The following is a 23,703-nucleotide window of genomic DNA, read 5'->3' on the forward strand; positions in this document are numbered from 1 at the left end:
CAAGGACCAGAACACGGTCCTCCTGATGCTCCGCGCTCAGCGCAACTGGTAATACCGGTTGATTTGACTGCGATCTAACAGAGCCCCCGGCGCCAAAACGCCGGGGGTTTTGCTTTGTGAGGCCGGCTCGAGATGCCGCCTCTCGTGCGTCACGCGGCGAGCATGTCGCGGACCATCGGCACCACCTTGCTGCCGTAGAGCTCGATGCTCTTCATCAGCTTCTCGTGCGGCAGCAGGCCGGCCGAGTATTTCAGCTGGAAGCGTGACGCACCGAGCGCCTTCACGGTCGCCGCGATCTTGCGGGCCACGGTTTCCGGGGCCCCGACATAGAGCGAGCCGTGCTCGGCTTCAGCGACGAACTCGTCGCGGCCCATCGGCGGCCAGCCGCGCTCCTTGCCGATTCGATCGCGCATGACCTTGTAGTCCGGCCACAGCTCCTCGCGTGCCTGCGCGTCGGTCTCGGCGATATAGCCCGGCGAATGCACGCCGATCGGCTGCGGCGTCCGACCGAACTGCTGGTAGGCGCGCTGGTGCAGGTCGACATAGGGCGCGAAGCGCTTGGGATCGCCGCCGATGATGGCGAGCATCAGCGGCAGATCGTAATGCGCCGCGCGCACCACCGATTCGGGGCTGCCGCCGACGCCGATCCAGGTCTTCAGCCGGCCGTGCTCGATCGGCGGATAGACCGACTGGCTTTTCAGCGGCGGCCGCAGCTTGCCCTGCCAGGTCACCGGCTCCTGCTTCAACAGCTCGGTGAACAGGTCGAGCTTCTCCTCGAACAGCTCGTTGTATTGCTTGAGGTCGAAGCCGAACAGCGGGAACGATTCGGTGAAGGAGCCGCGGCCGAGGATCACTTCGGCGCGGCCGTTCGAGACCGCGTCGACGGTTGCGAAGCGCTGGAAGACGCGGATCGGATCGTCCGAGCTCAACACGGTCACCGCCGAACCGAGGCGGATGTTCTGGGTGCGTGCGGCAATTGCCGCGAGCACGGTCTCAGGCGAAGAAATCGCAAAGTCGGCCCGGTGGTGCTCGCCGAGCCCGATGAAATCGATCCCGAGTTGATCGGCCAGCACCGCCTCGTCGACGACGTTGCGGATCACCTGGGCGTGCGACAGCGGCACGCCGGCGGCGTCCTTGGTGACATCGCCGAACGTGTCGAGCCCGAATTCGAGAGAGGTCGTCATCACATAGTCCAGTTGTCGGCGTGGCGGAGCATCCGCCACGGGCCACCCATCGCACGCAGGCCGAGAGGTCGTGTTGCTTGCTGAGATGCCCGCAAGCCTGCGCTGTGGAGCCTTCGGTTGGAGATGCTTCCGACTTATGGCCTGTTCGCCGCCCGACAAGGTCACGCCGCGAAACGCAGCGTTTCCGGGCCCGCAGGCCAACCGCCGGCGGCGATCAGCCCGGGATGACCAGGAAGCCGGCCCGCGGGAAATGCACCACGACCTCGCCGACCCGCTCGTCGGACCGACGGATCGCGATGTGCTGCGCCGACAGCGAGACGATTTCGCCGTGGACCGGGATCTTGCCGTAGTCATCCGGCATCACGCCGACGACGTCGCCGGGCTTGCGACCGTTCGGGTCCGCAGGGTCGCCGAACACAGGCGACTCCGGCTGCGCCTTTGCCGCGATGTCGAGCGCGTCGGCCGACGACATCTCGGTGCGGGTGCCGTGGCCGATGGCGCGGATGCGCTCTTCCCATGCCGCGGTGCGTGGAAAGGGTTTCATGATTTCGTCGATCGCGGCGATGCTTTGCCGCGCGTACCACACGTTCATGGAGGCGCTGACATCGGCGAGGCTGAACTCGCCGAACAGCCACGGTCTGTTGTCGCCGAGTTGCGCCTCGATCCAGTCGACATTGGCACGGAACTGGTCGCGCATCTGCGGCAGCGCCGCGGTCATGGCGGCGACGTCGAACTTGGCGCCGCGCAGCTTCTCGCGATCCGCGATGAAATCCTGCGGGACCTTGCCGCCGATGAAGCCGAACACGAGGGCTACCGTATTCTGGAAGAACGGCCGGTCGACCCACATGCCGAGCGCCCAGGGCATTCCGGCATTGCCCGCGGGAAACAGCGTCGGCGTCGGATAGCGCCGCTCCAGCTCGCGGATGATGATCTGGGTGTCGCAATAGATGTCCGCACCGATCTGCATCGTCGGCGCGCGGCGATAGCCGCCGGTCATCGGCATCAGGTCCGGCCGCGGCATGATCCGGGAAATCCGCACCGAGTTCCAGGCGAGCTTCTTGAATCCGAAGATGATGCGGATCTTCTCGGAGAAGGGCGATTGATCGAAATGATGCAGGATCGGCGTGGGCTGCGACATGGCCTTCTCCCGGAGTATGGTGCGATCTCGACGGACCTTGTCGCACAGCCTGACAAGATTTCAGCGGATCGCAACCGATTTCCCGGAGAACGACGGCGGCGCGCGTTGTCAGAACTGCTCCGCCCAGGGCCGCAGGTCGAGCTCCAACGTCCAGGCGCTGCGATGCTGGTGATGCAGCACCCAATAGGCCTCGGCGATGGCTGCGATGTTGAGCAGGCCATCCGGCCCGCGCTCGTCCTTCAACTGCGGACGCATGCTCAGCAGCCGATCGCCCCCGATGCCGCCGTCGACCACGACGTGGCCGACATGAATGCCCTGCGGTCCGAATTCCCGCGCCACGCTTTGCGCCAGCGCGCGCAGCGCGGCCTTGGCGGCAGCGAATGGTGAGTAATTGGCCTTGCCGCGCAGCGAGCCGCTGGCGCCGGTGAACACCAGCGTGCCGCCGCCGCGCGCGAGCAATGCCGGGATCGCGGCCTGCGCGAGCTGGAAGCCGCCGAGCGCGTGCTCGCGCCAGTGCTCCTCGAAGCGCTGCTCGCTGACCTTGAGGAACGGTGCGGGCCGGTTGGAGCCTGCATTGTGCACGGCCATCGCGAGTGGCGCGAGCTTCTCGGCAGCCGCGACGAAGCGGGCGACATCGGCCGCCGTAGACGCATCGCCGACGACAGAGGTGACCTTGGCGCCATCAGCGGCGAGTTCGGCGGCGGTCGCGGCGAGCTTGTCGGCGTTGCGGCCGGCGATCGCCACGGGATAGCCGCCGGCTGCAAAGCGACGCGCGATCGCGCCGCCGAGGCCGTTGGATGCGCCGACGCCGGCAATCAGCACGCTTCCTTGCACCGCGGTCGGCTCGAGGGCGGATCGGTCGTTCATGGCCTGCTCCATCAAGGTGCCCGCAGCGCGGGCGAAATCATTCGTCGGATGCCATCGCGATGATGCTGTCTCGTACCGTGCGCAGAACGGCGTCGGACCGCTTCTGATCGGTGAGGACGCGCGAGATCGCGAGTGCGCCGACCATCGCACTCACCGCGACGATCGCGCGGCTATCGTTATCGTCGTCGAGCGTCTCAGCGACCCTGGCGATGAAGGATTCGATGTGCGGCTCCATCACCGCGCGGCATTGCGCGTCGGCGCGGCCGACATCGGAGATCAGCGCCCCGATCGCGCAGCCCGACTTGGGCTGGTCGCGATGGCTGCGGCTGAGATAGCTTCGCACCAGCGTGTTGACGCTGACCGGCTTGTCGGGATCGCGCGCTGCGTGGGCCGAGGCTTCGCCTGAGGTCAGCGCCTGTTGCAGCGCCGCGGCGATCAGATCCGAACGCGAGGCGAAGTGCCCATAGAAGCCGCCATGGGTCAGCTTCACCTGCTGCATCAGGCTGCCGATGCTGAGCGCGTCGAGCCCCTTGTCGCGGATCTGCGTCGCGGCCTCGTTCAGAATACGCTCACGGCTCCTGGCCTTGTCGGCCTGGGAATGGCCCATCTCGCAGTGCCCCTGTTTGACTCTCTTTCTGGATTATGACCATCATGCTTATGGATGACAAGTATCATCCAGAATTTCATTAGTCACAAAGCAGGGAGGAACAGATGTCCGGCAGCGCGAGCGAAGGGCGGGTCCGCCACGAACGGCATGACCGCATCCTGAAGATCATCATCGATAATCCCGCCAAGAAGAATGCCTTCAGCCCGGAGATGATGGCCGAGCTGTCCGACGCGCTGACCTTGCTCGACAACGACGACGGCCTCTGGGTCGGCGTGCTCTGTGCCGCCGGCGGCAGCTTCACCGCGGGGCTCGACATGCCGAAATTCTTCGGCCCGACCGCATCGCGCAAGCCGCTGCCGGAGGGCAACGTCGATCCCTTCGGATTGTCGAAGCGGTGCCGTAAGCCGATCATCACGGCGGTGCAGGGCGTCGTGTTCACCGTCGGCATCGAGATGATGCTGGCCGGCGATATCGTCGTCGCCGCGGATGACAGCCGCTTCTGCCAGATGGAAGCCAGGCGCGGCATCGCGCCGCTGGCGGGCGCGCATTTCCGCTACATCAGCCGCGCCGGCTGGGGCGATGCGATGTATCACCTGTTGCTGTGCGACGAGTTTTCTGCCGCAGAAGCCCATCGGATCGGCCTCGTGCAGGAGGTCGTGCCGGCCGGGCAGCAGATCGAACGCGCGATGGCCCTCGCAGAGATCATCGCGCGCAATGCGCCGCTTGGAATCCAGGTGACGAAAGAAGCGGGCCGCAAGTTCATCGAAGCCGGCGAGCAGGCGGCAATTGCGATCATCCCGCAGATCCGCGAACGCGTGCTCAACACCGCTGATGCGGCCGAGGGCATCAAGTCTTTCGTGGAGCGCCGCGCGGCCGTGTTTCAGGGCCGCTAGTCCCAAGGCCGCTAGTCTCAAGGCCGCTAGTCCCCGGGACGCTAGTCCCTGAGACGCGCATTGCGTTCACGGTACGTGCCCTCAGTGCGGTTGTGACAATGTTGTCGCAACCGGCTGAATTTCGATCACGACAATGTCGCGGCGACTCTTGTCGGGATTCGTCGAATCAGGGAGATTCAAACCATTCATTAAATTCTATTTCGTCCTGCTTTGACTCAAGCGTCCGGTAGGGATTCCCATGACAAACGCACGCGTGATCGTTGTCGGAAACAACAAGGGCGGCTCCGGCAAGTCGACAATTGCCATGCACGTCGCCGTCGCGCTGATCAAGGCGGGTCAGCGTGTCGCCACCATCGATCTCGACAACAAGCAGAAGTCGCTGACGCACTACGTCGATAACCGGCGGGACTGGGCGCGGGAGACCTCGCTCGAGCTCGGTGTCCCGACGCATATGTGCTTCGAGACGGTAAGCGGAAGGAGCAGCGAGGTCGAGACGCTCGGCCGCAGCGCGCTTGCCGAGATCGTCGAGCGGCTGAGCCGATCACACGATTTCGTCGTCATCGATTGCCCCGGCCACGACACGTACCTGACGACGTTCACGCATTCGCTGGCGAACACCCTGATTACGCCGCTGAACGACAGTTTCCTCGACTTCGACGTGCTCGGCACCGTCGATCCGAACGACTTCAAGGTGACCGGTATCAGCCACTATTCGAAAATGGTGGAGGAGGCGCGACGCCAGCGCAGCGCGCACGATCAGCCGGCATTCGAATGGGTGGTTTTGCGCAACCGTCTTTCCACGCTCGGGTCGCGCAACAAGCGCCTGGTCGGCGAGGCCCTCGGCGAACTGTCGAAGACGCTGAACTTCCGCCTGGTCGACGGCCTGGCCGAGCGCGTGATCTTCCGCGAATTCTATCCGCGCGGATTGACGGCGGTCGACGATGTCAATCAGCTCGCGCTCGGTGGCCGGCCGACCATGTCGCATGTCACCGCATGGCTCGAGATGGAGCGGCTGATGACTGCGATCATGCTCAGCCACCTGGTCGCGCGCTCGCCGGAAACCGCCGACGCCAGCCGCGACGCGGCGTAAGTCGACATCGTATTGCTACCGGCAATTGGCGTTGCCCGCATTGGCAACGGTCAGGAACGTGATCGTCGCGGGCGCGAAGGTGATCGTTCCCGCTGCGGCTGCTTCGCCTTTCAGGGTGGGAATTTCGTCGGAAGCCCCGAGCGCAAGTGTGCTGCCGTTGAGACGAATGGTGCCGTCCTGGGGCGTTGCGCTCGCCAATGTGTAGCGTTGCGAGGCGGCCGACAGCGTCAGCCTGCGTTGTGTCCGACGATCATTGTTGATGACGAGCAGGGCTACGCCATCCGGCATGTCGCGCGCACAATGCGCATAGACGTGGAAGCCGGGTTGCTGCGCGACGCCGGCATCGAACACGGTCGTTCCCATCAGCCGTCGCCACAGCAGTGCGGCCCAGTAGTTCGGCCGCGGCAGATGGGTTCGCTCGTCGAGCAGCCCATAGTCGCTGGCGGCAAGCGTGTTGTGCATCACTACCTGAACGCCGGCCTTGGCCAGCCGCCCGAGCTGATCGAGATAGCGGAACGTATCGATGAAGGTTGCGGCCCAGCGGTTGCCGCCGCATGCGGTTTCCGCGGTTTCGGTCAGCCAGATCGGTTTATTCGGTGCAAGCCGGTCGCGCAGCGTCTTGTAGAGGGCGAATGTCTTGCCGGTTCGTGCCAGCCACTCGTCCGACAATGCCTGCTTTGCCGTGCGATCGCCGCTGCATCGCGTCGAGAGCGCGCCATAGTGATGGTAGGAAACCGCGTCGACGCCGGCTGCAGATACGGCGAAGCGCGCTCGCGCATCCGCTCCGGTACCGATCGTGCCAGCGCCGAGGATCGTCACGTCGGGCGCGGTGCTCTTCATGAAGGTGCGGAACGCAGCAAAGTCCCGACCGTAGGCTGCGGCATCGTAGTGAGCAGGCGCGCCGCCGATGGTAGGCAGATCGGGCTCGTTCATGAACTCTGCTGCCGCGATCTCGCCACCGGCCGATCGCGTGAAAGTGAGAAGGCGCCGGGCCTGTTCGGGGCTCCATCGCCCCTCAGTGTCACGGGTGCCCGCGCTGATCGCAAAGGAGGCGACGATGGGAGCATCGACGGCGTGCGAGAAGTCGATGACGTCGCGCCATTGCTGCCGCGTCAGCACGCCCTTGAAGCCGGCGGGCGGTGCCGCCGGTGGCGTCTCGGAATCTGCGAAGAACGTGCTGTTGGCCCAGGTCCCGCTCACACGAAGATATGCGGGCGCGAGCGTCGCTGCGAGCTTGCGTAGCCGGTCATCGTGCAGATCGATCGGCGGTCGCGCCGCAAACAGCTCCGCCTTTGTACTGCCGGCTCCGTACGGCTTCCAGAACCGCCCGCCGGTCACCTCGACCATCTCGATGTTGTAGGACTGGAAGCGCGGGTCGATCGTCCCGACGCGCGGCATGGTCGCGACATCAAGCGTCAGGTCCGCCGCGGCCGTCTTCGTGCTGACGAAGGCCGCAATCGCTAGGACAACGACGCGTGCGACGCGTCGACTAGCAAGAACACGGTGGACGCGCATGAGGGCTTCGTGGCGTTCTGAATGGCGCTTCGCCTCAGAATGCCGCCGCGGCCCGCTTGAATCAACGCTATGGCGCGGCTTGCGGCTCCCTCGCAATGCGATCCCACAGCGCGCGGATCATGTCCTTCATGACCAGCGCGTCCTGCCAGCGGTCGGACAATTCCCGGCCGTCGGGGCCGGTGATGGCATAGGGCGGGGGACCGAGCTCACAGAGAACGGTCAGTGTCGCATCGGGCCCGGCGCGCTTGCGCCAGGAGCGGATGCCGTATTCCCACCAGCCTGTGAACAGCGACACCCAGCCCTGGTGCTGGGGAAAGCCGATCGAGATCTGCACCTGCTCGCGACTCGCGATGCGGCCGTGGATGCCCCAGGCGTGGTCGAGGATGCGGTGGATCATCGCATGGTTGATGTCGTCGACCGGCCAGGCAAATTCGCGGCCGACCAGGTAATGCGAGAGATCCGCGGTCAGCCGCAGGTCGGGAAAGCAGTCGAGCAAATCGAGCGTGAAGAACAGGTCGGTCGTCATGCGGTCGCGATGGGTCTCGACATGCACGGGAACGCCGGCCTCCGCGGCGAGCTGTCGCCAGCCTTCGAGCAGGGGAATGCAATCGGCGAGCTGGCGTGGACGAACGTCCGGCTGCAGATTGACATGATCGGCGCCGAGCCGTGCGACCAGCTCGAGCACCGGCTTCAGGTCGTCGACGTTCTTCGGATAGCATTGCGCCTGCCAGATCATGCCGTGCGCGCGAAGGAAGCTCGTCACCTCACGCGCGAAGGCGGGATCGATGAAGCGCACGCCGGCGCCGTCAAACCCGGCGCCGCGGATCATCGCGAGCTGGGTTTGCAGCGGCCATTCGGCCTCGTCGGCCAGCCGCCGCTCCATCGCCCAGAGCGATTGCAGGACGCGCAGTTGCTGCGCCACCGATCAGGCCCGTGCCGGGATCGCCGTGGGCAGCTCGGCCTGTTCGCTCGCGTCGGCGGCGATGTTCTCCTGATAGGTCTCGGGCCCGATCCAGATCGCAATCACGGTGCAGGCCGACAGGAACATCGCGTAGCAGGCCACCGGCCACCAGGTGCCGTAGGTTGCCACCAGCGCGGTGGCGACGAACGGCGCCGGACCGCCCGACAGCAGCGAGCCGAGCTCGCGGGCGAAGGCAAAGCCGGCGAAGCGGCGCTGCGGCGGGAACAGTTCGGCGAAATACGCCGCCTGCGGCCCGAACATCGCCGCCGTCACCACGGCACGCGCCAGGATGAAGGCGAGCGCGATCATGACCCACTCCTTGGTGCCGACCATCCAGAAGAACGGGAAGGAAAGCGCCACGCCGGCCAGCGCACCGAACATGTAGACCGGACGCCGTCCGATCCGGTCCGACAAGGCGGCAAAGCCGAGGATCGCAAACAGCTCGATCGTGAAGGCCAGCATCAGCGCACTGAGCGCCTCCGCTTTCGGCACGCCGAGCGTGGTGATGACGTAGCTCAGGCCGAACACCGGGAAGAAATAGCCGAGCCCGTTTTCGGCCATGCGGGCGCCGAGCACGACGAAGAAATTGCGCGGGTGCCGGCGCAACGCCTCCATCGCCGGATTGCTCTCGACCTTGCCGCGCGCCACCACTGCCTGGGTATAGACCGGCGTCTCGGTGATCCGCATGCGGACGAAGATGCCGACGACGATCAACAGGAAGCTTGCCAGGAAGGGCAGGCGCCAGCCCCAGCTCATCAGATCCTCGCGCGGCAGCATGGTCACCAGCGCGAAGGCGCCCGCGGCGAGCAGATTGCCGACGGAAACGCCGAGCGGCGCGAAGCCGCCCCAGAAGCCGCGATGTTTCGGCGGCGCGTTCTCGACCAGATAGATCACCGCGCCGCCGTACTCGGCACCGGCGCCGAGGCCCTGGATGACGCGCATCGCGACCAGAAGGATCGGCGCCCAGATGCCGATCTGCGAATAGGTCGGCAGGAAGCCGATTGCGGTGGTGCCGATGCCGATCATCAGGAGCGTTGCGACCAGCACCGGCTTGCGGCCGTAGCGGTCGCCGAGGATGCCGAACAACAGGCCGCCGAACGGCCGCACCACGAAGCCGACGCCGAAGGTCAGGAACGACAGCAGCGTGCCGACCACCGGATCGCTCTTCGGAAAGAACAATTCGCCGAACACCAGCGCGGCTGCGGTGCCGTAGAGGAAGAAGTCGTACCATTCGAGCGCGGAGCCGATGCTTGCGGCCAGGATCACACGCAGGCGCGATGTACGCGCGCCATCTCTTGCCATCTCGGTCATTCGTTTCCCCGTAATTTTGATTTTTATGTAGAGCAGCAATGCCCGCAGCGGACCGCGGGCATTGTCTTCGGTCTCAAGCAGCGCGCGTGAAGTAGGATTTCTTCGACGCGGATTGGGTCTCGTAGATCGATCCCTGTCGTTTCGCCGGCGGCAGCGGCATCCGTACCGGCACGTCGGTGAGCCGCGGTGCGACCACCGGCGGACCCGCCAGCAGGCGGCTGTTGAACTCGTCGAAATCCTTGACGCCCATCAGCGGCCAGGCGTCGCTGGCGGCGACTTCATAGAGCAAGAGGTTGCGTGGCCGGTTCGAGGTGTTGGTCGCCGAGCCGTGCAGCGCGCGCACGTGGTGGAACGACATGCTGCCTGCCTTGCCCATGCAGGGCACCGCGCGCTTGATGTCGTCCTGGATCTGGTCCGGATCGATCAGGCCCGCGAAGCAGCCGTCGTCGCCATGATGATCCCACATCGTGGCGCCGGTGTGCGTGCCCGGGGTCACCAGCATCGGGCCGTTCTCGATATCGCAATCGTCGAGCAGCACGCCGATCGCGAGAATGTCGTCATTGGTGTGCGGATAGAACGCCCAGTCCTGATGCCACTCGACCGGCGAGCCGTATTGCGCCGACTTCATGTTGAGCTTGGAGCCGTGCAGGCGAAGCCCGGGGCCGATCAGTCTGGTCAGGATCGAGATCACGGCCGGGCTGCGGACGATCTCGTCGAAGATCGGGTGCACCTTGTGCGGCGCCTTGATGCGGCGAACGCGCGGGGTTTCCGGCGTGTGGCCCGGCTCGAGGTCGTAGACGTCGGTGTGCTCGCTCACGCTGGCGGCGCCGGCCACCAGCTCCGCGAGCACCGTGCGCACCTTGCCGAGAGTCTCCGGGTTGAGCACCTCGGGCACCACGATCACCCCGTCGCGCTTGTAGGCCTGGGCCTGTTCGTCCGAAATCATGCCGTTTCTCCCCTTTTCTTTCATGTTAGCGCTAACATTAGTCGATGCTAGCGCTAACATCGTGGCTTGGCAATCTGGAATCGTGCAGGCTCAGACGCATGAGCTCCGAACTGACCGAACCCGGGACCGGCCCGACCGGTGCCGCGCCCACCCTTTCAGAGGTGGCCAAGCGCGCCGGCGTCTCCTCGATCACGGTGAGCCGGGTGGTGCGGATGCCCGACCTGGTCGCCCCGGAGACGAGGGCGCGGGTCGAGCAGGCGATGCGCGACCTCGGCTACATCCCGAACCTGGTGGCGGGCGCGCTGGCCAGCGCGCGGACAAATTCGGTCGGCGTGCTGGTGCCGACCATCGCCAACTCGATCTTCGCCGATACGGTGCAGGGCCTGTCCGACAAGCTCGAGCCGCTCGGCTTCTCCGTGATCCTGGCGCAGTCGCGCTACGATGCGGCGCGCGAGGATCGCATGCTGGCGGCGCTGCTGTCGCGGCGGCCCGAGGCGATCATCATGGTCGGCTCGCCCGCGACCGAAGACGGCAGCCGCCTGCTGCGCAACGCGCGGATCCCGATCGTCGAGACCTGGGATCTGCCGGCAAACCCGATCGACGCGGTCGCGGGCTTCGACAATTACAAGGCCGGTGTCGCGGTCGCGAAGCATCTGGTTGCGCAGGGACGCAAGCAGCTCGCCTTCATCGGCGGCGACGATCCGCGCGGGACGCGCCGCTGGTTCGGCTTCAGGGACGAGGCCTCGGCAAGTGGCCTCGCCGAGCCGCGCCGGCTGATCCTGGACCGCAAGGATTCAGGCAGCGTGGCGGCGCATGCACGTCTGCCCGGTGTCGACGCGGTGTTCGCCGCCAACGATGCGCATGCGATCGGCTTCATGTCGGGGCTGCGCAAGGCCGGGCTGCTGCGTGACGGGCCGGCATCGGCGCAACCGGTCGCCGTGATCGGGCTCGGCGATCTCGAGATGGGCCAGCTGATCTCGCCGACATTGAGCACGATCAGCGTGCATGGCGATGCGATCGGTCGCACCGCGGCGACGCTGACGTTGGAGCGCGGCGGCGAGCGCCGCATCGATCTCGGCTTCGAGCTGGTGCTGCGCGACAGCGGTTAGCGCATGATGAGACTAGATTGAGTTGCAACGGCGTCGGAAGTTCACCTCTCCCCAGCGGGGAGAGGTGAACCGAGATCGTGCTAAGCCGATTCAATCGACTCTCGTCGCGCTTTAGCGTGCGCCGGTGTCCACCGTCTCGAGCAAGGCGAGCAGGCCACGCAGAATGGCCATCGGAGAAGGCGGGCAACCCGGAATGTGGAGATCGACCGGAACGACCGCGGAAACCCCGCCAACCACCGCGTAGCTGCCGGCGAAGCATCCGCCGTCCTTGGCGCAATCGCCCGCAGCGACGACCCATTTGGGATCGGGGGTCGCACGATAGGTGCGCTCCAGCGCCTCGCGCATGTTCTTGGTGACGGGACCGGTGACGAGCAGGACGTCGGCGTGACGGGGCGAGGCGACGAACCGGATGCCGAACCGTTCGACGTCGTAATACGCATTGCTCAGTGCGTGAATTTCCAGCTCGCATCCGTTGCACGAGCCCGCGTCGACTTCGCGGATCGAGAGGCTGCGGCCGAGGCGCCGTCTTGCGGTGTGGCCGACCATGGCCGCGAGCTCTGCAAGCGCGGCATCGTCCGGCCGCGGTGCTTGCTCGGTCAATGGTTGGCGAAACAGGCTCTGGAATAGAAGTTTGCGCATCGCCCCGTTCCTTAGAGGTCCTGCCCTGAATAGGAGCAGTTGAACGATTTGTTGCAGAGTGGGAAATCCGCCACGATGTTGGCTTCGATGGCTGCCTCGAGCAGGGGCCACTGAAACCATGACGGATCACGCAGATGACATCGCTCGATCCGATCGCCGTTCAGGCGCAGCCAGGCCAGGATGTCGCCGCGGAAACCTTCGACGAGCGCCATGCCTTCGCAAGATTCCGTCCCGGCCTGCAGCGACACCCTGACCGGGCCGGCTTCGAGGCCGGCGAGGATCTGGTCCGTCAGCCCAAGGCTCTGCTCGACTTCGCGGATCCTGATCCAGACCCGCGCGTTGACGTCGCCATCGCTGAGCACGGGAACTTCGAAACGCAGGCCATCATAGGGAAGATAACCGGGCAAGCGTCGGGCGTCATGGTTGCGGCCGCTTGCACGCCCGACATAGCCGCCGGCGGCGAATTGCCGGGCGAGCGCCGGGGTAACGACGCCGGTGGTGACCGTGCGATCCTGCAATGAGGCGGTGTTGTCGTAGAGTTCGATCAGCGCCGGGAAATGCCGCCGGATCTGGTCGAGCGCGGCGCGGATTGCGCTGGATCCATCGCCGGCGATGTCGCGCGCGAGGCCGCCGGGAACGACGAGGTCGCGCATCAGGCGGTGGCCGAACGCAGCGTCGGCCGCGCGCAGCACGGACTCGCGCAACACGGCGCAATGCGCCTGCATCAGCGCAAACGAAGCATCGTTGCAGATCGCACCGATGTCGCCGAGATGGTTGGCCAGTCGCTCGAGCTCGGCCATCAGCGCGCGCAGCAAGAGCGCGCGTGGCGGCACGGCAATCCGCTGCGCGGCCTCGACCGCCTGCGCAAATGCCAGTGCATAGGCGACCGTGCTGTCGCCGGAGATCCGGCCGGCGAGCCGCGCGGCCTGCTCGACGGTGCTCCCCGCCATCAATCCCTCGACGCCCTTATGGGTGTAACCGAGCCGCTGCTCCAGGCGGACCACGGTCTCGCCGTTCGCGGTAAAGCGGAAATGTCCGGGCTCGATGATGCCGGCATGGACCGGGCCGACCGCAATCTGGTGCAGGCCGTCTCCCTCGGCCGGAAGGAAGCGATAAGGCGCTGCATCCGTTGATGCATCGGGACGCTCGCCCAGCGGGAAGCGCATTTGCCATCGACCATGATCGAGCCATGGACGGGGGTCCGGAGTCCCCATAGGCACAAGCCCGAACAGGTCGTGGATGGTGCGCTCCAATCGAAGGGCCGGAGGATGATGGGCTGCGACCGAAGGGAATTGGCGATCGGGACAATCCAGGCTGAGCACGCCGATGGCGGACGTGCGGTTGTCGAGAACCGCCATGTGCACGCAGGACGGTTCGCCCCACAGTCCGAGCAGGCTCAAGCCGCCATCGGCGAGGGCGCCGGCGGCGGAGCGCCAGACTTTCGCGTCCACCACTGCGCGCGGCCATGGACGATGCCGCTCGACCTCGTGGCCTGCCCGGATCAGATCGATCAATGTCGCCATATCCCGCTCTCCCTCGCTAACCCAGAAGGTTGGCGACGTGCTGGAACCAGACGACCAGCGGCCCCGGAAGGTAGACGCCCGCGGTCAGCACCAGCGCGAAATGCGCGAACATCGGCAAATAGGACGCATCCGCCGGCGCGGCATTGCCGCGCGGCTCGCCGAACGCAAGGCTGGTCAGGCGCAGGATCAGCGCGCCGAAAGCGAGCAACAGGCCGAACACCAGCGGGATGGCGAGCAGCGGCTGGCGCGCGAAGGTGGAGCTGACGATGAGAAATTCGCTCATGAAGATGCCGAGCGGCGGCAGACCGGCGATCGCGACCACGCCGATCACGAGGCTCCAGCCGAGCGCCGGATGGGTTTCGGTCAGGCCGCGGATGTTGGCGATCCGCTGCGTGCCCTTCACCTGTGCGATGTGGCCGACCGCGTAGAAGATTCCCGACTTGGTGAGGCTGTGCATCACCATGTGCAGCAGGCCGGCAAAGTTGGCGAGTGGACCGCCCATCCCGAACGCAAACACGATGATGCCCATGTGCTCGATCGAGGAATAGGCAAACAGCCGCTTGATGTCGCGGCGGCGATACAACATGAACGCCGCGAACAGGAGCGAGGTCAGTCCCATCGTCACCATCAGCGGGCCCGGCGATATCGCATCCGGATTGACGGCGAGCAGGATCTTGAAGCGAAGCACCGCATAGAGCGCCACGTTGAGCAGCAGGCCGGACAGCACGGCGGAGATCGGGGTCGGGCCCTCGGCATGCGCGTCCGGGAGCCAGGCGTGCAGCGGTGCCAGGCCCACCTTGGTGCCGTATCCGAGCAGCAGGAAGATGAAGGCGACGTTGAGCAAGGCCGGGTCGAACGCCGCCGCTCGGCTGATCAGTACCGTCCACACCATGGCGTCCAGACCCTCGCCGATGACCGGCAGCGCGGCCATGTACACCAGGATCGTGCCGAACAGCGCGAGTGCGATGCCGACGCTGCCGAGGATGAAGTACTTCCAGGCCGCTTCCAGCGCCGCATGGGTCCGGTAGATGCCGACCATCAGGACGGTGGTGAGCGTGGCGATCTCGACTGCGACCCACATCAGGCCGATATTGTTCGACACGAATGCGAGGTTCATGCCGAACATCATGACCTGATACATCGCATGGTAGAACCGCAGATAGCCCGGCGTCAGCCGTCCGGTTTCGAGTTCATGGGCGATATAGCTCGCGCTGAATACGCTCGTGGTGAATCCCACGAAGGTGTTGAGCACGATGAAGACGATGTTGAGATCGTCGATCAGCAGGTACTGGCCGGGTTGCGGGCGCTCGACCACGAGCAGCGAAAGCGCGGCCAGCAAGGTGCCGAGACTGGCCAGGATATTGAGACCCGCGGTCAACCGGTAGCCGGGCAGTGCCGCAAGCGTCGCCGCCGCGCAGATCGGGATCAACAGGACCCAGGCAACGGCATCGGACGCCGCAGTCATCGCCGCTCTCCCCTGAATTCATCGAGCGCGCCGACGTCGACGGTGTCGAACCGCTCCCGGATCCGGAACAGGAACACGCCGATGACGATGAACGCGATCAGAATCGAGAAGGCCACGCTGATCTCCACGACGAGCGGCATGCCCTTGGCGCCGGTCGCGGCCAGCACCAATCCGTTTTCCAGTGACATGAAGCCGACGACCTGGCTGACGGCGTTGCGCCGCGTCACCATGACGAGCAGTCCCAGCAGCACCACCGACAGCGCGAAGGCGAGGTCTTCCCTTGCCAGGGGATCGGCCGCACCGGTCACGCGCAGCATCAGCACCATGGAAAGGGCGACGAGCCCCATGCCCGCAAGCATGGTCGGACCGATGCTCACCGCCGTTTCGATATCGCGATGAATGCCGAGCTGCTTGATGATCCGATGCAACGCCACCGGGATGACGATCGCCTTGAAGACCAGTGCGATGGCGGCCGTCACGTAGAGATGCGGCGCATTCTGGATGAAGGCCTGCCAGGCGACGGAAGCTGCGAGCACCACGGCGTGAAGTGCGAAGATGTTCAGCAGCGCATACAGGCGGTCCTGGTACAGCATCATGAAGCTGATCAGCACGAGCCCGCCGGCGAGCAGATGAGCGATGTCGAAGGCGAGATTGTGCATCAGAAGCCCCGTGACACGAACCGAAGCAGCGTGCCGAGCAGGCCGAGCATCAGCGCCGCACCGAGGAATTCGGGGACGCGGAACACCCGCATTTTGGCCGTCGCGGTCTCGAACACGGCAAGGAGGAGGCTCGCGACCGCGAGCTTGAGGATGTAGGCGGCAACGCTCACCAGATAGGACAGCGGACCCGCGCCCTCGGTGGTGATCTGCCACGGGAAGAACACGCAGATGATCAGGGAGATATAGAGCAGCAGCTTGAGGAAGGCGCCGAACTCGATCATGGCGAGATGACGCCCGGAATATTCGAGGATCATCGCCTCGTGCACCATGGTCAGCTCCAGATGCGTCGCCGGGTTGTCGACCGGAATGCGGGCATTCTCGGCGAGCGCTACCATGATCAGTGCGATCATCGCCATGCCGAGCGAAACGCGCAGTCCCACTTCGGATGACGCCATGAAGGTCGCGACCGTCGAGAGCTGCGTCGAGCCGGCAATGAGCGCGACGCAGAACACCATCAACAACATGGCCGGCTCAGCGAGAGCGGCGATCATCACCTCGCGGCTGGAGCCGATGCCGCCGAAGCTGGTGCCGACATCCATGCCGGCAAGCGCGAGGAAGAAGCGCGCGCTGCCGAGCAAGGCGACGATCGCGATCAGGTCGGCACTCCAGCTGAATTCAAGTCCGGACGCAAATGTCGGGACCAGCGCTGCGGCGACCCAGATCGCCGCGAACGTCACATAGGGCGTGACGCGGAACAGCCAGGACGCGTTTTCGGCGAGGACGACCTCCTTGCGCAGCAGCCGTAGCAGGTCGCGGTAGGGCTGGAAAATCGACGGTCCCCTTCGGCGCAGCAGGCGGGCCTTGATCTTGCGCACGACGCCGGTCAGGAGCGGCGCGAGCAGCAGCACAAGCGCCATCTGGCCAAGCTGAACGAAGATGTCCGAGATCACGACCATATCGCGAGCACCAGCAGCAGTGTGACGAGGGTTGCGAACACCAGGCTGAGATAGCGGCGGATGGTCAGGAACTGGAGCTGGTTCAGCCGATCGGCCAAAAACCACACTGCTTCAGTCAGGGGCGTGTACAGCCGCTCCCAGACCAGATCGTGGATATCGACCTTGAAACGGGCCGGCCGCAGGTCACCGGGGGCGGGCATATCGACATGCTCGCGGGCCTGGAAGACCAGCGTGCCGAAGACGCGGCGGATCGGCTGGACGAAGCTCGCTCCGGAATACTGCGCCGCCGGTGTCGGGTCGCTGAAGCCACAGCCCCAGGCGGGTCCGCGCCGGATCGCCCGCGATGCAAAGCGATGGATGAAATACACCGCAAGCGATGCCGCAGCGGTGATGAAGACGAAGACCAGCAATCCGTTGTAGGAACTGCGGCTCTCCTCGATCGGAACGATCGAGAGCCAGGGGTCGTTCGCCTGAACCGGCATCCGGTGGCCGATCATGGCCTCTGCGACCGGCGAAAGCGCGTCGATCACGAGGCCCGGCAGGATGCCGGCGAGGAAGCACAGCGCGGCAAGAGCGAACATCGCGGCGAGCGAATAGCGATCGACCTCGCCGGCGGCTTCCGCGGCCGGGCTGCGCGCGCGCCCGAGGAACGTGATTCCGAAGGCCTTGACGAAGCATGCGGCGGCGAGCGCAGCGGCCAGCGCCAGCAAGGCGCCAATCGCGGGCACCATGATCTTCAGCCCCCATTGCGGCAGATCGGGGCTCAGCAGGACGGCCTGAAACATCAGCCATTCGGAGACGAACCCGTTGAACGGCGGGAGCGCGGAGATCGCGACGCAGCCGACCAGAAAGACGAAGCTCGTGAGCGGCATGCGGTGGATCAGCCCGCCCAGCTTCTCCATGTCGCGTTCGCCGGTCGACGTCAGCACGGCGCCGGCTCCGAAGAACAGCAGGCTCTTGAAGAACGAATGGTTGAGGACGTGGAACAGCGCGGCCGTGAAGGCGAGGGCGGCTGCCAGGCCGAGGCCGTTGGCCTGAAACGCCAGCGCAAGGCCGAGGCTCGTGAAGATGACGCCGATGTTCTCGATCGTGCTGTAGGCGAGCAGGCGCTTGAGATCGTTCTCCATCAGCGCGTAGAGAATTCCGATGACGGCGGTCGCACCGCCCAGGATGAGCACGACGACACTCGCCGACCAACTTGGAGGCCCGAGCAGATCGAACACCACCCGGATGAAGCCGTAGATGGCGACCTTCGTCATCACGCCGCTCATCAGCGCCGAGACGTGGCTCGGTGCCGCGGGATGCGCCAGCGGCAGCCAGACGTGCAGCGGGACCAGGCCGGCTTTCGATCCGGCACCGAGCAGCATCAGCGCGAGCACCAGCGCGGCTTCGGACGGAGTGTGCTCGGCGCTGCGGATAGCAGCAAAGCTGTAGCTACCACCGGCGCCCGACAGCAGGCCGAAGGCGAGCAACAAGGCCAGCGTGCCGAAGCTCGCCATCACGAGGTAGACGTAGCCTGCACGGGTATTGTCTGCCTCGCGGTGATGCGCCATGACGAGCGCCCACGAGGCAAGCGACATGAATTCCCAGCACAGCAGGTAGGTGAACGCGTCGTCGGCAAGCACGACGAGATTCATCCCGGCCAGGAATGCCGGAAAGAACGGAAGGATGCGCTGCGGCGTGGATTCGTGGCTGCCGTAGCCGAGGCCATAAAGACTTGCTGTGGCGGCGCCGAGATTGACCACCACGAGGAAGAAAGCGGCGAGCGCGTCGAGGCGGAAATGCGATCCCAGCCACGGCAGGCCGATCGGCAGTGTCAGTTCGGTCGCGCCGGTGCGGGCGATGAGCGAGAACAGGGCCCCGGCCAATGCGACCAGTGAAATGGCAAAGGTCGCGCCGTAGACCAGGGCAGTGGATCGGCGCGATCTGCTCGATGCGATCGCGAGAGCGGTCGTTCCCAGCAGCGCGGCGACACACCAGATCTGCTGAGCGACCGCCGGGATCATGTCTGCACCTTCGGTGAGCCAGATCCGGCCTTCAATCGAACGCCGCGGCCGCCGCCGCTGCTGACTGCCCCCTCGTTGATGACCTCGACGCCGGCCGTGCCGAGGGCGTCGATCAGTTTCACCAGCGAGTCGACATTGCCTCGAATGGTACCCTCGCTCGCCTCCATGCGTTGGATGGTTGGCACCGAAAGTCCGGACAGTTCGGCGAGCTGCCGTTGGTCGACGCCGAGCAAGGCTCTGGCAGCTCGTAGCTGGGCCGCGGTGATCATCGATTGGCCGTTCAGTGAGATATTCTCGTCTATTCGAATGTCATTTATGCACATCAAGTAGTGATGTTACAAGTGCAATAAGTGATGCTTAATACATCAATTCTGGCGACTCCATAGGCCGCAAGCGCCCCCAATGGGATGCGCTGATGTGCGTTCATTCGGCGATCTTCCGATAGACCGCCGCTGCGCGGCGCAGCAGCTGGCTCTTGCGCTTCCGCTCGTGCACGCGCTGGTGCTTGGCCTTGCGTTCGTGGGCGCGCTGCGCGAGTGCATCGGCACTTTCGATCAGCACGCGACGGACCTCGTCATCGTTCAATTCGCCGAGCAGTTGCTGTCCCTTGCGCAGTTGCTTCAGGACGTTCCGCCACAAGGCGTATTCGTCAGGAGGCAAGCCGCCCTCCGAGAATTCGATGGCGTAGCGCAGCCGCTTGCTGGCGAGACGGACGCGATGGCGCTTGTTCTTGCCCATGCCTTGCAGCCCGCGGCTCTTCTGGCACAGTTTTCCGTGCCATCGCGCCAGCCGGCGCGCGTGAAACACCGAGACCGGCACGGCCCGCCGCTGCGCGGCGCGAGGATTCTGCCGCGCGGTCCAGGGGCCGCTGCCGACCCAGTCCCACATGCCGTCGAACCATTGCCAGTAACGATCGCTTTGCAGCGCCTCCTTGAGGGCTTCGAACGCATCCGCTCGCGCTGTCCTGAGCATGCGCTCTTCGGGCAAGCCCTTGCTGTTGTCGATCGCAACGTCGAGGTCGCGCGTTGCGCCGAGATAGGCGCTCAGCCATTTCAGTTCGGATTTCAGTCGCGTCCATTCGGTGTCCGCGACCATCGGGCCGTAGAATGCGATCGCGGCCTTCAGCCGCGTCAGTGCAATGCGGGTCTGGTGCAGCGCGGCGGGATCGCCGGAGCTCAGGGCTTCGTGGTTGGTCGCGACTTCCTCGAGGCATTCGGACAGGATCAGGCGAAACGCGGTCTCGCAACGCATGGCTTCGCTGAGATGGCGCGGCCGCTTCGGGCGGACAACGCGCCCCCTTTCCGGACTTGCCGCTGACGTCATGACACTCCCGTGGCGCCGCCGGAGCCGCAACGCGAACCCCGGCTCCCGGTTCGGAGATTTCCCGTTTGATCGTTGTCGATCAAGGGTTTTCTGCCGGGGCGGCATGCAGCGATCCGCCGACGCGTTCAAAATGTCGCTCATCTTTAGCAGTCTACGGGACCTCGATGCCGAAGTATTGAGGCGCCGCAAAAGGCAACCGGACATCGCAGATATTTCGCACGCGAAGCATCTTGATATTTCGCGTGCGAAATATATAATGAGGACATGAAAGCGGAGCACCGGCTGATCTTTCTTCTGACCGTGGCCTACCGGCGGTTGCAGCGCGCCATCGACCAGGAGACGGCTGCGCACGATCTGACGTCGGCTCAGGCCGGCGTGCTGTTCTTTCTCGGGCGCAATGACGGCGCGCTGATAGGCGACGTCTCGCAGGCGCTCGACATCGTCCCGTCGGCGATGACCGGGCTCGCCGACCGGATGGAACGTGCGGGCTTCGTGAAGCGCCGGCGTGACGGTGAGGACGGACGCAGCCAGCGGCTCCATCTGACCGTGGCGGGGCAGGAACTCGGCAAGCGCGCCGCGGCGCGGACCAGGGTGATCAACAACCGCCTGATGGACGGCTTTTCGGAAGCTGAGATCGACGTGGTGTCACGCTGGCTGACCAGCCTGCAAGGGAAGTTTCCCAAGGACAAAGACGGCTAGGGCGTTTTCAAGTGAATTGGATACCGGTTCGCGTGAAGAAAACGCATCGAACAGAAGCAAGCAACAGGAGTGAGACATGAGTGAAGTGGTCGTGGCGCTGGACGGTGGCGTTCTCACCGTGACGATGGCGCGTCCGGACAAGAAGAATGCGATCACCAACGCGATGTATGGCGCGATGGCCGACGCGCTCGAACGCGCGGAAAGCGATTCTGCGATCCGCGCCGTGCTGCTGCAGGGCGACGGCGACAGCTTCACCGCAGGCAACGATCTCGCCGATTTCGCCGCGGTGTCGCGCGGCGTGCAGGGCGAGCGTCATGTGTCGCGCTTCCTGGCCGCCCTGGCCAAGGCGACGCGTCCGCTGGTTGCCGCCGTGCAGGGCAACGCGGTCGGCATCGGCACCACCATGCTGCTGCATTGCGACCTCGTCTACCTCGCGCCGACCGCGCGGCTGATCACGCCGTTCGTCAATCTCGCGCTGGTGCCGGAGGCGGCGTCGACCTATCTGCTGCCGCAGCGCATCGGCTATGCGCGGGCCTATGCGATGTTCGCGCTCGGCGAGCCGGTCGAGGCGGAGACTGCGGTCTCGATCGGCCTCGCCAATGCCGTGGTGCCGTTGGCTGATCTCCGCGCCAAGGCACGCGCCGCCGCGGATGCGCTGGCGAAGCGGCCGTTCGGCTCGCTCCAGCACACCAAGGCGCTGATGCGCGATCCCGCGGGGATCAGCGCGCAAATGGCGCACGAGGGCAAGATCTTCCAGGAGCGGCTGATGAGCGCCGAAGCGCGCGAGGCCTTCGCCGCCTTTGCCGAGCGGCGCCAGCCGGATTTCTCCAGGATCACCGGCTAGGCTCAGGACCTAGCTCAGGACTTGGGGTCGCCACGTGTGCGCGGCCCCATCGCTTTGGGGTTGACGGCCTCGCCGGCATCGAACATCTCGTGTCAGAGCATAGCGCAACCCGGCGAGGCCAGGCATGAGCGACAGTCACACGTTGCGCGGCGACGGAATCGCCGCGACCATCCTGGGCCACGGCGCCGAATTGTCGTCGCTGAGGAATGCCGAAGGGAGGGAACTGCTATGGCAGGCCGGCCCGCAATGGCCGCGCCATGCGCCGATCCTGTTCCCGATCGTCGGCCGGTTGAAGAACGACACGCTGCGCCACCGCGGCAAGACCTATCCGATGACGCAGCACGGCTTCGCGCGCGACCGCTGCTTTGCCTGGTTGGAGCAGGGGGCGCGATCCTGCAAGCTCGCGCTGTCAGACGATGCGGAAACCCGCGCACGTTATCCCTTCGCGTTCAGGCTCGAGGTCACCTACACTCTTGACGGCGCCGCTCTCGATGTCGCCTTCGAGGTCATCAACACCGGCGACGACATGCTACCGGCGTCGCTCGGCGGTCATCCTGCCTTCAACTGGCCGCTGGTGCCCGGGTTGCCGAAGGAGGCTTACACGCTGACCTTCGGCAAGACTGAACCCGCGCCGATCCGGCGGCTGGAGAGTGGATTGATGCGGCGGCAGCCTGAACCCAATCCGGTCAAGGGCAGAACACTTGCACTGTCGGAGGAGCTGTTCGATGACGACGCGATGGTCTTCGATCAGGTCGCAAGTACATCGATCCTCTTCACGGCGACACTCGGCCCGGCAGCAGCCACGCAAGGCGCGGCGATCGAAATTTCCTGGCGTGGCTTTCGCGAACTCGGCATCTGGTCGAAGCCTGGCGGCGCGCCGTTCCTGTGCATCGAGCCGTGGCGCGGCTTTGCCAGCCCTGCAGAGTTCGACGGCGAGTTCGCCGACAAGCCCGGCCTGATGCATATCGCGCCGGGTGCGCGTCAGTCGCTCGGCTATCGTATTCGCGTGAACTGATCGACGGTCAGCTCAATGCTGCGACTCAATGCGTGCGGTTGCCGAGCGCGTTGGTGAGTGCGCCGACCGATGGCGGATTTTCATGCGCCCAGGCCTCGTGCGCGGCAAGATCGCGATAGTGTTCGGCCATGCGCAGCAGCCGTTCGCGGATGCCGGGTTCTTCCTCGCCCTTGGCCTGATCGGCGAGCTGCGCCGCGCGTTCGAGAAGCGTTTTCGGATCGATCACGACAAGCTCCAAATCCGGTTTCGCCTAGCGGACAACGGCTACAGCCAAGCACAGTTCCTGCCATGGTTTGATGACAGGGTTGCTGAACCGTTCGATGCTGTCTGCGCGATGCGGGAACCCCAGAGCTTCAGTTCTGACTGAATCAGAACTGAAGCTCCAGCTTCTTGCCTTGACGCGTTTTCTTCACGACCGGTTTCCACTTCGCTCGAAAACGCTCTAGTTGAACGCCATGCCGCCGCTCATCGCGATGGTCTGTCCGGTCATGTAGGGATTGTTGACCAAGAGCATCACGGCCTGCGCGACCTCCTCGGCGGTGCCGAAGCGGCCGACCGGTATCCGGCTGACGAGGCTGCTCTGGCCCTTCATCATGTCGGTCTCGATCAGGGAAGGCGCGACGGCATTGACGGTGATGCCTTCCTTGACGAGGCGTGCGGCATAGCCGCGGGTCATCCCCTCCATGGCGGCCTTCGATGCGTTGTAGTGCGGTCCGATCGAGCCGGCGCCGCGCGCCGCACCGGAAGAGATGTTGACGATGCGGCCCCATTTCCGGGTGCGCATCATCGGCAGCACCGCCTGCGTGCAGAGAAATGCCGATTTGAGGTTGACCGTAATGGTGCGGTCGAAATCCTCCTCGGTGAGGTCGTCGACCCCCCTGACGATCGCGATCCCGGCATTGTTGACGAGGATGTCGACCGGGCCGAGCTCGGACTTGGCGCGCGCGACCAGG

General features: G+C 65.2%; 24 protein-coding genes. 6 read left to right on the forward strand and 18 right to left on the reverse strand.

Features of this window, described 5'->3' with window-relative positions; genetic code table 11:
• Positions 1-149 precede the first annotated feature (149 nt).
• From H8A92_RS30335 to H8A92_RS30350, 4 genes are all read right to left on the reverse strand, one after another.
• Entirely contained in the window at positions 150-1,184 is a 1,035-nt protein-coding gene (locus H8A92_RS30335; protein ID WP_229199134.1) for an LLM class flavin-dependent oxidoreductase, read from the reverse strand.
• 214 nt (positions 1,185-1,398) lie between these two features.
• Positions 1,399-2,322 carry a glutathione S-transferase family protein gene (locus tag H8A92_RS30340; RefSeq protein ID WP_229199135.1) on the reverse strand — a complete coding sequence of 308 codons (924 nt, stop codon included), beginning with the start codon at positions 2,320-2,322 and terminating at the stop codon, positions 1,399-1,401.
• Between the two features lie 108 nt (positions 2,323-2,430).
• The gene (locus H8A92_RS30345) at positions 2,431-3,189 is read right to left on the reverse strand and encodes an SDR family NAD(P)-dependent oxidoreductase (RefSeq protein ID WP_229199136.1); all 759 of its coding nucleotides are present in this window, start codon (positions 3,187-3,189) and stop codon (positions 2,431-2,433) included.
• Between the two features lie 37 nt (positions 3,190-3,226).
• Entirely contained in the window at positions 3,227-3,796 is a 570-nt protein-coding gene (locus H8A92_RS30350; protein WP_229199137.1) for a TetR/AcrR family transcriptional regulator, read from the reverse strand.
• Between the two features lie 104 nt (positions 3,797-3,900).
• On the opposite strand from H8A92_RS30350, the gene H8A92_RS30355 reads away from it, so the two are divergent.
• Positions 3,901-4,689, forward strand: coding sequence for a crotonase/enoyl-CoA hydratase family protein (locus H8A92_RS30355; protein ID WP_229199138.1), 789 nt, complete (start codon positions 3,901-3,903; stop codon positions 4,687-4,689).
• A 238-nt stretch (positions 4,690-4,927) separates the two neighbouring features.
• The gene (locus H8A92_RS30360; protein ID WP_229199139.1) at positions 4,928-5,779 is read left to right on the forward strand and encodes a division plane positioning ATPase MipZ; all 852 of its coding nucleotides are present in this window, start codon (positions 4,928-4,930) and stop codon (positions 5,777-5,779) included.
• Between the two features lie 15 nt (positions 5,780-5,794).
• On the opposite strand, the gene H8A92_RS30365 is transcribed toward H8A92_RS30360, so the two are convergent.
• The 4 genes from H8A92_RS30365 to H8A92_RS30380 all read right to left on the reverse strand — a co-directional run bounded on the left by H8A92_RS30365 (position 5,795) and on the right by H8A92_RS30380 (position 10,512).
• On the reverse strand, positions 5,795-7,177 hold the full coding sequence (locus H8A92_RS30365) for a hypothetical protein (RefSeq protein ID WP_229199140.1): 1,383 nt from the start codon (positions 7,175-7,177) through the stop codon (positions 5,795-5,797).
• Between the two features lie 184 nt (positions 7,178-7,361).
• Positions 7,362-8,216, reverse strand: coding sequence for a sugar phosphate isomerase/epimerase family protein (locus H8A92_RS30370; protein WP_229199141.1), 855 nt, complete (start codon positions 8,214-8,216; stop codon positions 7,362-7,364).
• 3 nt (positions 8,217-8,219) lie between these two features.
• The gene (locus tag H8A92_RS30375) at positions 8,220-9,566 is read right to left on the reverse strand and encodes an MFS transporter (protein ID WP_229199142.1); all 1,347 of its coding nucleotides are present in this window, start codon (positions 9,564-9,566) and stop codon (positions 8,220-8,222) included.
• Between the two features lie 73 nt (positions 9,567-9,639).
• Positions 9,640-10,512: a phytanoyl-CoA dioxygenase family protein gene (locus tag H8A92_RS30380; protein ID WP_229199143.1), complete on the reverse strand. Its 873-nt coding sequence runs from the start codon at positions 10,510-10,512 to the stop codon at positions 9,640-9,642.
• 98 nt (positions 10,513-10,610) lie between these two features.
• Between H8A92_RS30380 and H8A92_RS30385 the strand changes: the two genes are divergently transcribed.
• Positions 10,611-11,621 carry a LacI family DNA-binding transcriptional regulator gene (locus H8A92_RS30385; RefSeq protein WP_229199144.1) on the forward strand — a complete coding sequence of 337 codons (1,011 nt, stop codon included), beginning with the start codon at positions 10,611-10,613 and terminating at the stop codon, positions 11,619-11,621.
• Positions 11,622-11,732: 111 nt separating this feature from the next.
• Here H8A92_RS30385 and H8A92_RS30390 read toward each other — a convergent pair whose 3' ends face one another.
• The 8 genes from H8A92_RS30390 to H8A92_RS30425 all read right to left on the reverse strand — a co-directional run bounded on the left by H8A92_RS30390 (position 11,733) and on the right by H8A92_RS30425 (position 20,120).
• Positions 11,733-12,260, reverse strand: a complete 528-nt coding sequence (locus H8A92_RS30390; RefSeq protein WP_229199145.1) for an NADH-quinone oxidoreductase subunit B family protein — start codon at positions 12,258-12,260, stop codon at positions 11,733-11,735.
• Positions 12,261-12,271: 11 nt separating this feature from the next.
• Positions 12,272-13,783, reverse strand: a complete 1,512-nt coding sequence (locus H8A92_RS30395) for a hydrogenase large subunit (RefSeq protein WP_229199146.1) — start codon at positions 13,781-13,783, stop codon at positions 12,272-12,274.
• Between the two features lie 16 nt (positions 13,784-13,799).
• Positions 13,800-15,248, reverse strand: coding sequence for a hydrogenase 4 subunit F (locus H8A92_RS30400; protein WP_229199147.1), 1,449 nt, complete (start codon positions 15,246-15,248; stop codon positions 13,800-13,802).
• On the reverse strand, positions 15,245-15,907 hold the full coding sequence (locus H8A92_RS30405) for a hydrogenase-4 component E (protein ID WP_016843065.1): 663 nt from the start codon (positions 15,905-15,907) through the stop codon (positions 15,245-15,247). The genes H8A92_RS30400 and H8A92_RS30405 overlap by 4 nt, the downstream gene beginning before the upstream one ends.
• Complete coding sequence (locus H8A92_RS30410; protein ID WP_229199148.1) at positions 15,907-16,863, reverse strand: respiratory chain complex I subunit 1 family protein; 957 nt, start codon at positions 16,861-16,863, stop codon at positions 15,907-15,909. The genes H8A92_RS30405 and H8A92_RS30410 overlap by 1 nt, the downstream gene beginning before the upstream one ends.
• The gene (hyfB, locus tag H8A92_RS30415) at positions 16,854-18,869 is read right to left on the reverse strand and encodes a hydrogenase 4 subunit B (RefSeq protein WP_229199149.1); all 2,016 of its coding nucleotides are present in this window, start codon (positions 18,867-18,869) and stop codon (positions 16,854-16,856) included. Before hyfB ends, H8A92_RS30410 begins: the two co-directional genes overlap by 10 nt.
• Entirely contained in the window at positions 18,866-19,138 is a 273-nt protein-coding gene (locus H8A92_RS30420; RefSeq protein ID WP_229199150.1) for a helix-turn-helix domain-containing protein, read from the reverse strand. Before H8A92_RS30420 ends, hyfB begins: the two co-directional genes overlap by 4 nt.
• A 154-nt stretch (positions 19,139-19,292) precedes the next feature.
• The gene (locus H8A92_RS30425; RefSeq protein WP_229199151.1) at positions 19,293-20,120 is read right to left on the reverse strand and encodes a CHAD domain-containing protein; all 828 of its coding nucleotides are present in this window, start codon (positions 20,118-20,120) and stop codon (positions 19,293-19,295) included.
• Between the two features lie 336 nt (positions 20,121-20,456).
• Between H8A92_RS30425 and H8A92_RS30430 the strand changes: the two genes are divergently transcribed.
• The 3 genes from H8A92_RS30430 (at position 20,457) to H8A92_RS30440 (ending at position 22,750) form a co-directional block, all read left to right on the forward strand.
• Complete coding sequence (locus H8A92_RS30430) at positions 20,457-20,891, forward strand: MarR family winged helix-turn-helix transcriptional regulator (RefSeq protein ID WP_229199152.1); 435 nt, start codon at positions 20,457-20,459, stop codon at positions 20,889-20,891.
• Between the two features lie 76 nt (positions 20,892-20,967).
• Complete coding sequence (locus H8A92_RS30435) at positions 20,968-21,735, forward strand: enoyl-CoA hydratase-related protein (protein WP_229199153.1); 768 nt, start codon at positions 20,968-20,970, stop codon at positions 21,733-21,735.
• Between the two features lie 124 nt (positions 21,736-21,859).
• Positions 21,860-22,750: an aldose 1-epimerase family protein gene (locus H8A92_RS30440; RefSeq protein WP_229199154.1), complete on the forward strand. Its 891-nt coding sequence runs from the start codon at positions 21,860-21,862 to the stop codon at positions 22,748-22,750.
• A gap of 25 nt (positions 22,751-22,775) precedes the next feature.
• Here H8A92_RS30440 and H8A92_RS30445 read toward each other — a convergent pair whose 3' ends face one another.
• Both H8A92_RS30445 and H8A92_RS30450 read right to left on the reverse strand, forming a co-directional pair.
• The gene (locus H8A92_RS30445; RefSeq protein WP_163157710.1) at positions 22,776-22,976 is read right to left on the reverse strand and encodes a hypothetical protein; all 201 of its coding nucleotides are present in this window, start codon (positions 22,974-22,976) and stop codon (positions 22,776-22,778) included.
• A gap of 216 nt (positions 22,977-23,192) precedes the next feature.
• Positions 23,193-23,703: SDR family NAD(P)-dependent oxidoreductase (locus tag H8A92_RS30450; RefSeq protein ID WP_229199155.1), on the reverse strand; the 511-nt coding region annotated here is incomplete at its 5' end.

It is taken from the genome of Bradyrhizobium acaciae (genome assembly GCF_020889785.1).
Taxonomy (GTDB): Bacteria; Pseudomonadota; Alphaproteobacteria; order Rhizobiales; family Xanthobacteraceae; genus Bradyrhizobium; species Bradyrhizobium acaciae.

What these genes read in the sequence shown, in the direction of transcription:
- H8A92_RS30335 (WP_229199134.1), bottom strand. Translation starts at nt 1,184, where the DNA reads ATGACGACCTCTCTCGAATTCGGGCTCGACACGTTCGGCGATGTCACC.
- H8A92_RS30340 (WP_229199135.1), bottom strand. Translation starts at nt 2,322, where the DNA reads ATGTCGCAGCCCACGCCGATCCTGCATCATTTCGATCAATCGCCCTTC.
- H8A92_RS30345 (WP_229199136.1), bottom strand. Translation starts at nt 3,189, where the DNA reads ATGAACGACCGATCCGCCCTCGAGCCGACCGCGGTGCAAGGAAGCGTG.
- H8A92_RS30350 (WP_229199137.1), bottom strand. Translation starts at nt 3,796, where the DNA reads ATGGGCCATTCCCAGGCCGACAAGGCCAGGAGCCGTGAGCGTATTCTG.
- H8A92_RS30355 (WP_229199138.1), top strand. Translation starts at nt 3,901, where the DNA reads ATGTCCGGCAGCGCGAGCGAAGGGCGGGTCCGCCACGAACGGCATGAC.
- H8A92_RS30360 (WP_229199139.1), top strand. Translation starts at nt 4,928, where the DNA reads ATGACAAACGCACGCGTGATCGTTGTCGGAAACAACAAGGGCGGCTCC.
- H8A92_RS30365 (WP_229199140.1), bottom strand. Translation starts at nt 7,177, where the DNA reads ATGCCGCGCGTCGGGACGATCGACCCGCGCTTCCAGTCCTACAACATC.
- H8A92_RS30375 (WP_229199142.1), bottom strand. Translation starts at nt 9,566, where the DNA reads ATGACCGAGATGGCAAGAGATGGCGCGCGTACATCGCGCCTGCGTGTG.
- H8A92_RS30380 (WP_229199143.1), bottom strand. Translation starts at nt 10,512, where the DNA reads ATGATTTCGGACGAACAGGCCCAGGCCTACAAGCGCGACGGGGTGATC.
- H8A92_RS30385 (WP_229199144.1), top strand. Translation starts at nt 10,611, where the DNA reads ATGAGCTCCGAACTGACCGAACCCGGGACCGGCCCGACCGGTGCCGCG.
- H8A92_RS30390 (WP_229199145.1), bottom strand. Translation starts at nt 12,260, where the DNA reads ATGCGCAAACTTCTATTCCAGAGCCTGTTTCGCCAACCATTGACCGAG.
- H8A92_RS30395 (WP_229199146.1), bottom strand. Translation starts at nt 13,783, where the DNA reads ATGGCGACATTGATCGATCTGATCCGGGCAGGCCACGAGGTCGAGCGG.
- H8A92_RS30400 (WP_229199147.1), bottom strand. Translation starts at nt 15,248, where the DNA reads ATGACTGCGGCGTCCGATGCCGTTGCCTGGGTCCTGTTGATCCCGATC.
- H8A92_RS30405 (WP_016843065.1), bottom strand. Translation starts at nt 15,907, where the DNA reads ATGCACAATCTCGCCTTCGACATCGCTCATCTGCTCGCCGGCGGGCTC.
- H8A92_RS30410 (WP_229199148.1), bottom strand. Translation starts at nt 16,863, where the DNA reads ATGGTCGTGATCTCGGACATCTTCGTTCAGCTTGGCCAGATGGCGCTT.
- hyfB (WP_229199149.1), bottom strand. Translation starts at nt 18,869, where the DNA reads ATGATCCCGGCGGTCGCTCAGCAGATCTGGTGTGTCGCCGCGCTGCTG.
- H8A92_RS30420 (WP_229199150.1), bottom strand. Translation starts at nt 19,138, where the DNA reads ATGATCACCGCGGCCCAGCTACGAGCTGCCAGAGCCTTGCTCGGCGTC.
- H8A92_RS30425 (WP_229199151.1), bottom strand. Translation starts at nt 20,120, where the DNA reads ATGCGTTGCGAGACCGCGTTTCGCCTGATCCTGTCCGAATGCCTCGAG.
- H8A92_RS30430 (WP_229199152.1), top strand. Translation starts at nt 20,457, where the DNA reads ATGAAAGCGGAGCACCGGCTGATCTTTCTTCTGACCGTGGCCTACCGG.
- H8A92_RS30435 (WP_229199153.1), top strand. Translation starts at nt 20,968, where the DNA reads ATGAGTGAAGTGGTCGTGGCGCTGGACGGTGGCGTTCTCACCGTGACG.
- H8A92_RS30440 (WP_229199154.1), top strand. Translation starts at nt 21,860, where the DNA reads ATGAGCGACAGTCACACGTTGCGCGGCGACGGAATCGCCGCGACCATC.